The 14,201-nt window shown below is 46.5% G+C and carries 14 protein-coding genes; 11 read left to right on the top strand and 3 right to left on the bottom strand.

What is annotated here, in order from left to right; translation table 11 throughout:
- Nucleotides 1-55 precede the first annotated feature (55 nt).
- The 6 genes from V7O63_RS11080 (at nt 56) to V7O63_RS11055 (ending at nt 5,243) form a co-directional block, all read left to right on the top strand.
- Nucleotides 56-934, top strand: coding sequence for a DUF89 domain-containing protein (locus V7O63_RS11080; RefSeq protein ID WP_340818606.1), 879 nt, complete (start codon nt 56-58; stop codon nt 932-934).
- A 6-nt stretch (nt 935-940) separates the two neighbouring features.
- Nucleotides 941-1,129 carry a CooT family nickel-binding protein gene (locus tag V7O63_RS11075; RefSeq protein WP_340818605.1) on the top strand — a complete coding sequence of 63 codons (189 nt, stop codon included), beginning with the start codon at nt 941-943 and terminating at the stop codon, nt 1,127-1,129.
- A gap of 78 nt (nt 1,130-1,207) precedes the next feature.
- On the top strand, nt 1,208-2,215 hold the full coding sequence (locus V7O63_RS11070; protein WP_340818604.1) for a type II glyceraldehyde-3-phosphate dehydrogenase: 1,008 nt from the start codon (nt 1,208-1,210) through the stop codon (nt 2,213-2,215).
- 26 nt (nt 2,216-2,241) lie between these two features.
- Nucleotides 2,242-3,060: a bifunctional fructose-bisphosphatase/inositol-phosphate phosphatase gene (locus V7O63_RS11065; protein ID WP_340818603.1), complete on the top strand. Its 819-nt coding sequence runs from the start codon at nt 2,242-2,244 to the stop codon at nt 3,058-3,060.
- On the top strand, nt 3,047-3,880 hold the full coding sequence (locus V7O63_RS11060; RefSeq protein WP_340818602.1) for an NAD(+)/NADH kinase: 834 nt from the start codon (nt 3,047-3,049) through the stop codon (nt 3,878-3,880). The genes V7O63_RS11065 and V7O63_RS11060 overlap by 14 nt, the downstream gene beginning before the upstream one ends.
- Nucleotides 3,881-4,070: 190 nt before the next feature.
- Nucleotides 4,071-5,243: a homocitrate synthase family protein gene (locus tag V7O63_RS11055; RefSeq protein ID WP_340818601.1), complete on the top strand. Its 1,173-nt coding sequence runs from the start codon at nt 4,071-4,073 to the stop codon at nt 5,241-5,243.
- 7 nt (nt 5,244-5,250) lie between these two features.
- On the opposite strand, the gene V7O63_RS11050 is transcribed toward V7O63_RS11055, so the two are convergent.
- The 3 genes from V7O63_RS11050 to V7O63_RS11040 all read right to left on the bottom strand — a co-directional run bounded on the left by V7O63_RS11050 (nt 5,251) and on the right by V7O63_RS11040 (nt 7,328).
- The gene (locus V7O63_RS11050; protein ID WP_340818600.1) at nt 5,251-5,835 is read right to left on the bottom strand and encodes a TIGR00288 family NYN domain-containing protein; all 585 of its coding nucleotides are present in this window, start codon (nt 5,833-5,835) and stop codon (nt 5,251-5,253) included.
- Between the two features lie 210 nt (nt 5,836-6,045).
- Nucleotides 6,046-6,453 carry a hypothetical protein gene (locus V7O63_RS11045; RefSeq protein ID WP_340818599.1) on the bottom strand — a complete coding sequence of 136 codons (408 nt, stop codon included), beginning with the start codon at nt 6,451-6,453 and terminating at the stop codon, nt 6,046-6,048.
- Between the two features lie 8 nt (nt 6,454-6,461).
- Nucleotides 6,462-7,328: a rhomboid family intramembrane serine protease gene (locus V7O63_RS11040; protein WP_340818598.1), complete on the bottom strand. Its 867-nt coding sequence runs from the start codon at nt 7,326-7,328 to the stop codon at nt 6,462-6,464.
- 379 nt (nt 7,329-7,707) lie between these two features.
- On the opposite strand from V7O63_RS11040, the gene cdhA reads away from it, so the two are divergent.
- From cdhA to cdhD, 5 genes are read left to right on the top strand one after another with little or no spacing between them, the layout of a single operon-like run.
- Nucleotides 7,708-10,119: a CO dehydrogenase/acetyl-CoA synthase complex subunit alpha gene (gene cdhA, locus V7O63_RS11035; protein ID WP_340818597.1), complete on the top strand. Its 2,412-nt coding sequence runs from the start codon at nt 7,708-7,710 to the stop codon at nt 10,117-10,119.
- Entirely contained in the window at nt 10,120-10,632 is a 513-nt protein-coding gene (gene cdhB, locus V7O63_RS11030) for a CO dehydrogenase/acetyl-CoA synthase complex subunit epsilon (RefSeq protein ID WP_340818596.1), read from the top strand.
- A 36-nt stretch (nt 10,633-10,668) separates the two neighbouring features.
- Nucleotides 10,669-12,084, top strand: a complete 1,416-nt coding sequence (gene cdhC, locus V7O63_RS11025; protein ID WP_340818595.1) for a CO dehydrogenase/CO-methylating acetyl-CoA synthase complex subunit beta — start codon at nt 10,669-10,671, stop codon at nt 12,082-12,084.
- A gap of 12 nt (nt 12,085-12,096) precedes the next feature.
- A complete protein-coding gene (locus tag V7O63_RS11020) occupies nt 12,097-12,849 on the top strand; it encodes a carbon monoxide dehydrogenase accessory protein CooC (RefSeq protein WP_340818594.1) in 753 nt (250 codons plus the stop codon).
- Between the two features lie 26 nt (nt 12,850-12,875).
- A complete protein-coding gene (gene cdhD / locus V7O63_RS11015; protein ID WP_340818593.1) occupies nt 12,876-14,201 on the top strand; it encodes a CO dehydrogenase/acetyl-CoA synthase subunit delta in 1,326 nt (441 codons plus the stop codon).

Below are 14,201 nucleotides of genomic sequence, written 5' to 3'. Positions count from 1 at the left end.
AGCTTATTGCACATGATAAAAATACAGACCCGACAACCCATACAGGAATGGTCCCATGAAAGTTCACCCAAGATGTTCATATTGTCTGCTATCCAGGGTCCACCAGGAAGCGGAACTGTCGACCGATGACGAGGAACTGATCCAGAAGGCGGTTCTCGGTGGAATAGAGGTGCTCAATGCTCTCTATCAGCCAGGTATGCCTGCAGCAGAGTTATCCACTCCTATGCACAGGAAAGCCTATGAGATCCTTGATGACACAGATCCCTATCGTGAAGTGAAGGAACTGAGCAGTCAGGTCGCAGCCAGGTTCATGCCGGTAATACGTTCCCATGTCTTCAATGGTGACGACGATGTTGTCGCCGAGTTCAAGCGCGCTGTGCTTGCCGCTGTTATCGGTAACTACTTCGACTATGGTGTTATGGGTCTTGAAGTACCCATTGATGTCTTCGATGAGACCTTCAAGGAACATTTCAAACGTGGTCTGGACATAGATGATACGGACAGGATGCTGGACAGGCTCAGCAATGTCGTATATCTTGCCGACAACTGCGGGGAGATACTTATCGATACCCTTGTTTTCGAGACCATAAAGAAGATGGGTGGCAACATCACCCTCGTTGTCAGGGGTGCTCCTATCCTGAACGATGTCACCATGGATGAGATCGAGGAGTTCGGTATTGCTGAAAAGGTTGACAGGGTACTTACAACAGGTTCCAATTCCATAGGTGTCCGCTTTGAGGAAGCACCGCAGGAACTTAAAGATGCACTGGATAATGCATCACTTATTATAAGTAAGGGAATGGCAAATTACGAGACACTGTCAGAAGAGAATTATAGACCTATAGCCTATTTACTTAAGGTGAAATGTGATCCTGTGGGAGAGGATATCGGTGCACCTAAGGGCTGTTCAGTTGCCCGCTTATTTGAGGAGTGATATATTATGTGTGAACTCAAGGTTGTCCTTGTAAGTGGCGAGACCCGTGATACTGTCATGGAGTCAGTTACAAAGATAGTTGTTAATGATGATAATATAGACCTTTATGGGATCCTCGGGGAAAAAGAGACCGTAAAGGGCTCGATAAAAGAAATTAACTTTGGAACAGGAGAGGCAGTACTGCTTCAAAAATGATCTTATGATCTATATTCAATTAAATTCATATTGAACTTTACAAATATATAAACTAAATTTCGATCGGAAGGAACTAAGATGTCTAAAGTAAAAGTTGCAATAAACGGGTATGGTACCATTGGTAAACGTGTTGCTGATGCTGTGACCTTACAGGACGATATGGAAATAATCGGTGTTGCCAAGACAAGGCCAAATTATGAGGCCTTCGTAGCTCACGACAGGGGATATGATGTCTATACCCTTGATGACAGGGTCGATGCCATGAAAAAAGCAGGTATCCCTGCAGCAGGAACTGTCGAGGACATGATCTCAGAGGCCGATGTCGTGGTCGACTGTACACCAGGTGGTGTTGGTGAGAAGAACAAGGCACTCTACGAGAAGGCAGGTGTCAAGGCGATCTGGCAGGGTGGCGAGGACCACGAGCTTGCAGGATGTTCATTCAATTCTGAGGCAAACTATGCTGAAGCACTTGGCAAGGACTTCGTAAGGGTAGTATCCTGTAACACCACAGGTCTGTGCAGAGTGATCTATCCGCTGGACCAGGAATATGGTGTAAAGAAGGTAAGGGTCACTCTCATGAGAAGGTCCGCAGATCCTAACGATATCAAGACCGGTCCGATCAATGCTATCGTCCCGAACCCTATCAAGCTCCCTTCACACCACGGTCCTGATGTAAAGTCCGTCATCCCTCACATCAACATCACATCAACCGCTGTAAAGCTTCCAACAACCCTTATGCACCTTCACACCCTCAACATCGAGCTTGAGAAGGACTGCACATCTGATGATGTAAAGGATCTCTTTGCAAAACAGCCACGTGTAAGGATGGTCGGTCAGGGTATCAGCTCTACAGCCGAGATAATGGAGCTTGGAAAGGACCTTGGACGCCCAAGGGGCGACATGTGGGAGAACTGTGTCTGGGAAGACTCTGTTACAATGTATGAGGGTGAGCTTTACTTCTTCCAGGCCATCCACCAGGAATCAGATGTCATTCCTGAGAACGTCGATGCTATCCGTGCCATGATGGAGCTGGAATCCGATGGTGCAAAGTCAGTAGCAAAGACCAACAAGTCAATGGGAATCTAAGATAACTTTAGACCGAGAATGGCTCTATGCAGCGTACAGGCAATTTCCTGGAACTGAGTGAAAGGATAGCTGAGGCAGTGCATAGTGCCATCGAGGGACTTGTCGGCACATCGGACGCCGGCAGGGTCCTTTATACAGGGGCTGACGGAACGCCCACTAAACTAATTGATGATGTTTCCGAAAAAGCTATTTTTGACCTGCTGGAGAAAGAGGGTACTTCATTCAGGGTGATCAGTGAGGAGGCAGGGGAAAAGATGATCGGGACTTCTCCCGAACACACAATGATAATAGACCCTATCGATGGAACCTATAATGCATCACAGGGGATTCCCTTCTATGGTCTTTCGATCGCTGTGACCACAAAGGACCTGAACGATATACGTTTTGGATTCGTAAGGAACCTTGCCACAGGTGATACTTTTCATGCAGAGGCAGGGAAAGGCTCCTTTTTTAATGGGAATCGTATCTCTATATCTGACAACAGGGATGTCAGCAGATTCTGCGTAAGTATTTACGGTTACAGGAACAATATAGAAAATGCTGCCGGACTTTCCGGGAGTGTCAGAAGGATAAGGGCACTTGGAAGTGTGGCGCTTGAGCTGTGTTACGTTGCAGCGGGGATGATCGATGCATTCGCAGACGTCAGGGGCACGATGCGTATGACCGATATTGTCGCAGGCAAGCTTATCGTAGAAGAGGCCGGAGGTATCATTACCAACGGATACGGTGAATCTTTAAAGTTAGAGGACAAAGTAATGGGCAGGGATAGTGTGGTCGCATCCAACGGACTTGCACACGAACGGATCTTAAAGCTTTCAACAGGGATAGTACATGAAGGTCAGTAAAATAGGAATTGTATCGCGCTTCGATCATCAGGATGCTCTTGATATGGTCAGGATGATCCACGATGAGTTCAGCTCAAAGGTGGACATCGTGCTCTCTCCAAAGACAGGAACGCACCTCGGGCTGACAGAGAACACCCTTCCGGTGGAGGAAATGCGTGCTGCAGGTGTGCAGATGATAATTTCTGTGGGAGGTGACGGCACGGTGCTCAGAAATATATCGAAGATGGAAGACCCGTTGCCGGTACTTGGCATCAATATGGGAACTCTGGGTTTCCTTGTGGATGTGCCCCCGGAGGATGCCATTGAGAACATTGAGGATGTGCTGAAAGGTTTCACTTATACAGAGCGTTCACGGCTCAGTGTGCACCTTAACGGTAAAAGGCTACAGGATGCCACCAACGAGATAGTTCTCATTACTGCAAGACCGGCAAAGATCCTTACATTCAGGATAGCGGTGGATGATTCGGAGATAGAGGATATGAGGGCTGATGGTATCGTCATTGCAACACCTACGGGCTCGACGGCATATGCAATGAGTGCTGGTGGTCCCATCGTGGATCCACGTGTTGATGCATCAATAGTGGTCCCTATAGCTCCTTTCAAGCTGTCTGCCAGACCCTGGATCGTACCGGGTGACAGCAGTATCAAGGTGGAGATGACAATTCCGGAGAAGGAGGCTGTAATTGTCATAGATGGACAGCATTCCTATGATATGAAGGAGAATGATGTGGTCACGATCACCAGGGGAGAGAACCCTGCAAGGTTCGTCAGTAGTTCCGTAAATGGATTCTATGAAAAGGTACAGAGCAAGCTTGCCTGATGAGCACTGGCGTGACCCTTCTGCCTGATAGGAATATCGGAAAGATCATTGAAATCAGCATAAAATTGCCTTCTATTCACTAGATAAACATTACTCTTCAGCAAATGCTGAAAAGACGCAAATTATCTCAAAAAACCTAACAGTTATATAATGGAACTGGAAATTCACAGCAATCACAGGAGTCAGAACCATGTCAGAAAATAAGGATTACTCAAGAAACAAGCTTATGGATCATCTGAATTTACCACCTCTTGATATTGAGATCTGCGACGTGACACTCAGGGATGGTGAACAGACACCCGGAGTGGTCTTTACAAGGGAGGAGAAGATCGCCCTTGCAACAAAACTGGACTCCATTGGTGTGGATATCATCGAGGCAGGATTCCCTGTGGTATCCGTCTCTGAAAAGGCAATTGTTAAGGAAATTGCCAACATGGGACTCGATGCACGTACATGCTGTCTTGCCAGGTCAAAGGTAAGTGATGTTGAGACGGCAGTCGACTGTGATGTTGATTTCATCAGCATATTCATCGCAATGTCCGATCTCCATCTTAAATATAAGTACCATAAGAGCTGTGAGGAGATGTTCTCCTGTGCAATGGAAGCTGTCCAGTATGCAAAGGACCATGGCGTAGGTGTCAGGTTCGCAGCAGAGGACGGTAGCAGGACAGATGTAGAGGTGCTTAAGAATGCTTTCAAGGCTGCTGAGGAGTACAAAGTAGACTATGTGAGTATTGCTGACACAATCGGTATCCTGAATCCAAGTACTACCTATTATCTTGTAAGTGAGATCAGGAAAACGGTTGATACTCCTGTATGTATACACTGCCACAATGATCTTGGAATGGCAACCGCAAACACTCTTGCTGCTGCTGAGGCAGGTGCAAAACAACTTCATACGACTGTGAACGCCATTGGAGAGAGAGCAGGTAATGCCTCACTTGAGGAAGTTCTCGTTGCATTGAGGATCCAATATGGAATTGACAGGTATGATACTACCGGGCTAACTGAGCTCTCAAAGATGGTCAATGAATACTCAGGACTTAAGCCTGCGGTCAATAAAGCTATCGTAGGTGAGCATACTTTCTCACATGAATCAGGTATCCATGTGTGTGCGATCCTTGAGGAACCTCGTACCTATGAGCTATTCACCCCGGAGATGGTAGGTGGGAAGCGCCATCTGATCGTAGGTAAACATACGGGAATGAAGGCCCTGAAAGGAATTGTCGGTGATATGGGCCACCAGCTTTCAGATGAACAACTAGCCGGGCTCCTTGACAGGATAAAGAACTGTACCGAAACAAAGAACGGTATATCTCCTTCAAGACTTGAGACAATGGTAAAAGAAGCAAAACAGCATTAATTGCCTATTAATGCATCACTGCTTCATTTTTATGTTTTGAGTTGTGCCTGATCTCTGTTTCAGGGACAGCTTCCTCTTCTTCTTTGAAATGACTATCATCGTAATAGTTCATCTCGTCATTCTCGAGGATGATGACATAGTCTGCAGAGTTCCTCAAAGCTGTTGAAAAACCGGGTTCCACACCAAATATTATGGTTTCCTTTCCATGTTCATTGGCCTTGTTAAGAAGTGGTTTGAAATCAGCATCCCTTGTAACAAGTGCCATTGTGTCGATAGTGGGGTTATAGACGAGTTCCATTCCTTCCACTGCCAGTCTCACGTCAACATCACTTGAACATATAATAGGTTCGAAACCATTGTTCTCAATGGCCTCTACAAGTTTGTCAGATGCATACTGATTAAGGAATACCCTTCCTATTTTCACGTTACCGTATTCTTTCAGGACGTCCCTTATCTCTTCGAGGTTCACATTGAATTCCTTGCGTAATACGTTGGGACCATCTACAAGGAGACCGATGCTGCGCCTGCCTGTCTCTTTCTTGGTACTAAGGTATTTTACAATTGAATTAAGTCCGGTTTTCACATTAGCCATGATGCCTCACTATAACTATAATATGGATATGAACTTTCAAAATGATCATATCCGACAAGTTCCAATAATTGAAATATAAGGTGATATGTGTACAGATCGTACGTTATAAATATTATTACTATGGGTTTTTACTAATAGGATATAACTGTTACTGGGGATGCGCTGTTTTATGAAAGAATATGAGAATATTTACCATTATCGGGTTCTACGTCATATTATTTCATCCAGCGATCTTTTCTCAACGTCTGCATCCGGTTTGCAACTATCGTTCAGTATAAAATAGTTCACAAGCCTCCCACCACTTCGCTTTCTGGTAAAAAGAATTTCTCCGCCATGTTTTATAAAAGTATCCATTACTTCCTCGAACTGTTCTCTTTCCATGTCAGACAGTTCTATAAGGCTCTCACCATCAAGCAGCCAGTTGTAGACCTTCAGGAGTGTTATTTCCCTTACTCTTTTCAGTCCTTCTGTATCCTTAAAATCGTCAACGTATACCGAACGTCTGAGCTGAGGGGACCAGCCTGCAAGTTTTTCCTGCATATCAATTAGTTGTATGGGGATGAACTCGCCCTCTTCAGGTCTTGGAAAAAGCCTGGCAAGGTTGCTCCTTGCTCCCACCAACAGGATCACCTTCGATAATATGTGTTGCCGTATGAACTATACTTTATCTGTGCTCGCTTTATACGGCTTCCCATGAGCAGACCCACAAGTATACCACTCAGGTGGGCAGTGTGAGCTATCATATCGTTCGAACCCAGCAGGACAAAATCAACTATGGCGAAGAGTATCAATGCATGTGTGATCTGCATGGGGATGAAATATACGTATACCTTTATGTCCGGTGCTATTATGGCAAGGGCTGCAAATATTCCCATTATCGCCCCACTGGCACCGACAACAGGTATGAAGGGGTTGTCTGTGGTCAGGGAATAGGCTATGGCAGCAACAAGACCCGCTGTGAGGTATACATTAAGGAATATATTTTTGCCTGCTCTCCTTTCAAGTTCAGGTCCGAAGAAGAACAGTACCAGCATATTGAAGAATATGTGGGTGAAGTCTGCATGGATGAACATGTGGGTTAACAGTGTCCATGGGTGCGATAGTATGAATGCAGGCACCATCTGGAACAATTCCTGATAGCCCGGTATCACTATCTGTAGGATGAACGAGAATATACAGAGGTAGATGATCGCCATTGAAGGGCTGCTTTTCATGGAGTACTTAATATTACTGCCCATGCCTTTCACTGCGCTTTTGGCTGCATGTTTCGCAGTGTTCTTCAGTGCATCCTTGAAGATATCATCATTTCCGTAATTCCCATATCCTGGGCTTCCGCTGTATGATCTGTCCTGTTTGAGCTGTTCAAGGCCTTCGCATGCATGTTGCTCGGGAAGCCTGTGCTTGGAACAAAAGACCTTATCGCAAAAACGACATCTGAAGGGAATGCTCTCTTCTTTGCCACATATCCAGCATTTTTTATCCAAATGATTCACCGTGTTCTTAATGCTTCTTTATGGTATACTGGCATTAAATAAAACCGTTTCCGAAAAATACATCTTGAGAGCTTTTTTATTGTCAAGAATAATCGTGATATTTATCGGAAAACTTATATGTGAAAATCGTGTATTGTTGTCACTTATTACTCATATGTACGTATATATTCTATTGACCGGACCTTATGTGAAACATTGAAAAGAATGGTCACAAATAATCATGATAGATCTAGGAAACTTTTTTATATAGGGTGGTGTTATTAGAACACCCTACATAACAGTTTCAAAAATATTACGAATTGATTTGCAAATAATACTAAATCATACAACAGTGTTTTTTCGTAGCACTTCTACACCTATAAAGGAGGACAAAACAAACATGAGCGACATAGAAGCTGGAAAGTTTTCCATTGACGAACTGGAAAACGTCCAGATCACGATCGGCAAGATCGTAGGTGCCATTGAGAAAAAAGCAGAGGAAGAAGGAATAGAAGTAGGTCCAACTCCTAAACCGGGTATCTCCGGTCTCAGGGACTGGGATTATAAGCTGCTGTCACGCTACCAGCCAGTTTACACTCCTGTCTGTGACCAGTGTTGTTACTGTACCTTTGGTAAGTGTGACCTTACCGGTAACAAGGAAGGTGCATGTGGTATCAACATGGAAGCACACCAGGCACGTGAGACCCTTCTGAGAGTAATCACCGGTACTGCAGCACACTCTGCACACGGTCGTCACATCCTTCATCACCTGATCGATAAGTACGGACGTGACAAACCAATAGATGTAGGACCTTCAAACCTCATAGCTCCTAACACCCAGGCTGTTACAGGCATCAGACCAGAGACCCTTGGTGACCTCGAAGAGGTAATGGACTATGTTGAGGAACAGGTAAACCAGCTTCTTGCTACCATCCACGCAGGGCAGGAAGGAGCCGCCATTGACTTCGAGTCTAAGATCCTTCACGGTGGTATGCTTGACCACGTAGGTATGGAAGTATCCGACCTTGCACAGATGTCATGTCTCGGAATGCCAAAGGCTGAGACCGACACACCACTCGTTGAGATCGGAATGGGATGCATCGATCCCCAGAAGCCAGTGCTTGTTGTTATCGGACACAACGTCTCCGGTGTAACCTATATCATGGATTACATACACGATCATGACCTCGATGACAAGATCGAGCTTGCAGGACTGTGCTGTACTGCTCTTGACATGACACGTTACCAGGCTGAGAAGGGTGGTCAGCCACACGCTAAGATCATCGGTACCCTTGCAAAGGAACTCAAGATGATCAGGTCCGGTGTACCTGATGTGATCGTTGTGGATGAACAGTGTGTCAGGGCTGACGTCCTTGACGAGGCAAAGAAACTCTCTATCCCTGTTATCACAACGAACGAGAAGATCATGTACGGTCTGCCTAACAGGTCAAATGACAGTGCAGCAGAGATCATTGAAGACCTTTCAACCTTCAAGGACCCCGGAGCACTTATTCTCAACTTCGATACCCTTGGAGAGGTAGCACCTGAACTTGCTATCAAGATGTCAAAGATACGTGACGACATGGGTATAACCGCACTTCCAAGCGATGAGGAACTTCAGGAACTTTCAGAGAAATGTGTCCAGTGTGGTGCCTGTGAACTTGACTGTCCTGTAAACCTTCCGATCATGGCAGCCATGAAAGATGGTGTTGACAAGGACTTCCGCAAGTTCGAGGAACTCCACGACCTCTGTATCGGTTGTGGAAGATGTGACCAGGCATGTCCAAAGGATATCCCTGTCCTCAACATGATAGAAAAGGCTTCACAGAAACTCATCAGTGAAGAGAAGGGTATTGTACGTGCAGGAAGAGGACAGATCAGTGACCCTGAGATCCGTGAGGAAGGTGTCAACCTTGTTCTTGGTACAACTCCAGGTATCATTGCAATGGTAGGATGTTCCAACTATCCTAACGGTACAAAGGACCTGTACAAGGTTGCAGATGAGATGCTCAAGAGGAACTACATCGTCGTCATGTCCGGATGTTCAGCAATGGACCTCGGTATGTACAAGAACGAGGACGGTGAGACCCTCTATGAGAAATATCCTGCAAAGTTCCTTGCCGGTAACCTCATCAATGTAGGTTCATGTGTCTCCAACTCACACATCACAGGAACAGCGATCAAGGTAGCTGCCATCTTCGCTCAGAGGAATGTTACAGGTAACTATGAGGAGATCGCTGACTACATCACAAACCGTATCGGTGCTGTCGGTGTAGCATGGGGAGCATACTCACAGAAGGCAGTTGCGATCGGTTCAGGATGTAACAGGCTCGGTATACCTGTAATTGTCGGACCACACGGTTCCAAGTACAGAAGGGCACTCATCGGTAAGCCATATGATGAAGCAGCATGGAAGGTATACGATGCAAGGGACGGTTCAGAGATGCCTATCCCATCCGCACCTGAGTTCCTGCTCACAACCGCTGAGTCCATTGAGGAACTCTTCCCGATGCTTGCAAAGAACTGTATCCGTCCATCTGACAACAGCATGGGAAGGATGATCAAACTGACCCACTACATGGAGCTCAGTCAGAAGTACCTCGGTCACATGCCTGAGGACTGGTACAGGTTCGTAAGGACAGAGACAGACCTTCCGCTTGCAAAGCGTGAGGAGCTTCTCAAGATCCTTGAGGCAGAACACGGATGGGAGGTCGACTGGAAGCGTAAGAAGATCATTTCCGGTCCGGCAATGAAGGCAGATGTTTCTGCCCAGCCTACTAACGTAAAGAGACTCTGCAAGGGGGAATGTTAAATGGTAGACACCACCAAGAACACACAGATATACTCCACCTATGGTAGAAAGATGGCAAAACCTGTAAACCCCAATGTTGCAGGCAAGATGCTTTCAAAGGCAAAGAGACCGCTTCTTGTAGTAGGCTCTGAGATAGTGGACAATGAACAGATCATCGAGAAGATAGTCGCAATGGCAAAGAAGGGAATTCCGGTAGCTGCTACCGGACATTCCATTACGGCCCTTGTCAACAAGGATATCGGCGCAAAGTACATCAACATACACTCACTTGGTACTTTCCTCGGGGACAAGAACTGGACAGGTCTTGACGGACAGGGTCCGTATGACACAGTTGTCTTCCTTGGACACAAGAAGTACTATCTTGATCAGGTACTTTCAGGAATTAAGAACTTCACTGACCTGAAGGCTCTGGCAATCGAAAGACATTACATGCAGAACGCTACATTGTCCTTCGGTAACCTCAAGCCCGAGGTACACGTGGAAGCGCTTGCTGAACTCGTTGAGAATTTATGATATTTATTTGAATGGTGACAATACGGAGAACTAATCATGGCAGATGAATTTCCTTTTGAAATATCTCCTATGTTTGAAGGAGAGAGGATTAGAAAAGACGGTATGTATGCAGAACTTGCAGGTCCTAAATCCAAAGGATTCGAACTTGTAAGAGCAGCAGATATGAATGAGGTGGAGGATGGTAAGTTCACACTTATCGGTCCTGATATCTCAGACATGGAAGAAGGTTCCAGGTATCCTCTTGCAATGATCTACAAGATCGCAGGAGAGCTTGTAGAAGCTGATCTTGAGTCCATCGTTGAAAGAAGGAACCACGAATTCCAGAACTACATACAGGGTTTCATGCACCTGAACCAGAGAGACGATGTCTGGATGAGGGTAAGCAAGGATGCAGTTGCAAAGGGCATGACCTCCTTTGAATCTGTTGCAAAAGCTATCATGATGCTCTTTAAGAACGAACTTCCTTTCATAGAGGCTGTAGAAGCTATCTACATCACAGATATGGATGAGATCGAGAAGGAAGTCGAGAATGCAAGGGCAGTCTATAAGGCAAGAGATGAGAGGACCCGTGACCTGCACGATGAGGATGTTGACACATTCTATGGATGTACTCTTTGTGCATCATTCGCTCCAACCAATGTCTGTGTCGTCACACCAGACAGGATATCACTTTGTGGTGCTATCAACTGGTTCGACGGCAGGGCAGCTGCAAAGGTAGACCCTGAAGGTCCTCAGTTCGCAATTCCAAAAGGCGATGTAATTGACGCAGAATCCGGAGAATACACCGGTGTCAACGAAGCTGCAGAGAGGCTTTCAAGCGGCGAATATGACCGTATCAAGCTGCACTCATTCTTCGAGTACCCACACACATCCTGTGGATGTTTCGAGGTAGTAGGTTTCTACATACCTGAAGTGGACGGTATCGGATGGGTGGACAGGGACTTCGCAGGAACAGCTCCAAACGGTCTCCAGTTCTCAACCATGGCAGGACAGACCGGTGGAGGTAAGCAGGTAGTAGGTTTCCTCGGTGTAGGTGTCAACTACTTCCGTTCACCAAAGTTCATTCAGTCCGACGGTGGATGGGACAGGGTTGTCTGGCTCCCTAAGATGCTCAAGGACAAGATCCTCAGCGACATTCCAGAGGACATCCGTGACAAGATCGCAACCGAAGAGGATGCAACAGATGTCGAGAGTCTCAGGAACTTCCTCAAGGACAATGATCACCCAATTCTTGCAAGGTGGGTAGAGGAAGAAGAGGAAGCACCTGAAGAGGAAGAGGCAACCGAAGCAGCTCCACAGGCAGGCTTTGCTGCACCACAGATGCAGATGCCAACTGGCGGCTTCATGCCATCCATGCCAATGATGAGCGGCGGCGGATCTGGCGGTGTAAAGATCGTCCTTAAGAATGCAAAGGTAAGCATTGACAAGGTAATCATTAAGAAACAGGACTAAGAGAGGTCTTCTGTGGCTAAGATAATTGCAGTGACAGGTAAAGGCGGAACAGGGAAGACGGCAACGACCAGTCTTCTCATTCGCCAACTTACAAAAGGTGATAAGGTAGTCCTTGCCGTTGATGCGGACCCTGATACAAATCTCCCGGAAACTCTGGGATGTGATACTACAAAGACAATTGGTGACATAAAAGAGTACATGCACGAGGAACGTGACAATCTCCCTCCTGATGTCAACAAGGAATCCATATTGGAAGGAAAACTCTATGAGATCCTTGAAGAGATGCCAGGATATGACCTGCTGGTCATGGGAAGGCCTGAAGGTTCAGGATGTTACTGTTATGTGAACAATCTGCTTCGTGGTATCATGAACAAGCTTGTGACAAACTATGATGTACTCATCATCGATGCTGAAGCCGGTCTGGAACATTTCAGCAGGAAGATCTTCAGGAACGTTGATGATCTTGTAGTTGTTACGGATGGTTCACGCAGGGGTCTTCGGACCGCTGAGCGTATCAGGGAACTTGTTAACGAGCTGGAAACAGACGTTTCCAACATCTACGTCATTGCGAACAAGGTCACAGATGCAAACCGTGAGAGGATCTCCAGTACTGCTGAAGAACTCGGTCTTGAACTGATAGGAATGATCCCCGTGGATGAGATGATCGTGGAGAGAGATCTTGCCGGGGAACCTTTATTCGATCTTCCTGACGATTCCATTGCAGTACAGGAAGTTGAGAAGATCGCTCAGAAACTTGGTTTGTAACAAATATATCATATGGTGGAATGCACATGACAAAGAAAATGAAATTATCACAGCTTAGTGATATGTTGCAGGACCTCGATGTGGAGTCACTGGAAGGTGTGACCATCGAAGGTGACATCGAGCTTAACATATCCGGCGGTGGAGGACTTAATCCTGCACTCGCTTATGCACTGGGAAATGAGATATCCCAGATATCCCTGCACATGGCCAACATCGGAAGGATGCTTGGATTCCCTGCTGAACAGTTGTTCGCATCTGCTTTCGGAATGGCAGAAGCACCACAGGCAGGAGCACTACCAACTTCCCCGAAGATACAGGAACTCCTTGCTTCCAAATTCGAGGTTTCAAAGGTAGACAACTGGAAGAACCCTATCCAGGAAGTAACACTTGGTGCAACATCAGGTGACGGTGGAACGAGAAAGAGCACTGTGACCATTGGTGGAGAGAACGCACTTCCATATTACTTCGATGCCGAGATGCCACACAGGAACTACGTCACAATGGACGTTTTCGACATGCCGATAGGTATGGCAAAGGCAGTAAAGGGCAACTACGAGGATGTTATCAACGATCCTGCCGAGTGGGCAAAGAAGGTCGTGCGTGACTTTAACGCAGACATGGTAACAATTCACCTTATCTCAACTGACCCGCTCATCAGCGACACCCCTGCAAAGGAAGCAGCAAAGGTCGTCGAAGATGTACTTCAGGCAGTTGACGTACCTATCGTTATCGGTGGTTCAGGTAACCCTGAGAAGGACCCTGAAGTACTCGAGAAGGCAGCAGAAGTTGCAGAAGGAGAGAGAGTACTTCTCGCATCCGCAAGTCTGAACCTTGACTACGAGAGGATCGCAAAGGCAGCCATGGACTACGGACACAATGTCCTTTCCTGGACACAGCTTGAGATCAACGCTCAGAAAGAGCTTAACAGGAAGCTTATGAAGCAGTGTAATGTCCCAAGGGACAGAATAGTAATGGACCCAACCACAGCAGCTCTGGGTTACGGTCTTGACTACGCTTACACCAACATGGAGCGTATAAGACTTGCCGGTCTTATGGGCGACGACGAACTGACATTCCCAATGTCATCCGGTACCACCAACGCATGGGGTGCCCGTGAGGCATGGATGGTCTCTTCCCCTCTCAACCAGGACTCCGACTGGGGACCAAGGGAATACCGTGGACCGATCTGGGAGATCGTCACAGGTCTTGCACTCTCACTTGCAGGTAACGATATGTTCATGATGATGCATCCAACATCCGTACAGGTGCTCAAGGAAATTACACAGACACTCTACGGTTCCATCGAGTCCGAAGAGATAGACATCACCAACTGGGTAGGAGCGGAGGTGTGA

Source organism: Methanolobus sp. WCC4, assembly GCF_038022665.1.
Classification (GTDB): Archaea; Halobacteriota; Methanosarcinia; order Methanosarcinales; family Methanosarcinaceae; genus Methanolobus.
Note: the sequence above shows the minus strand (reverse complement) of the source record. Positions and strands in the feature narration are given on the sequence as shown.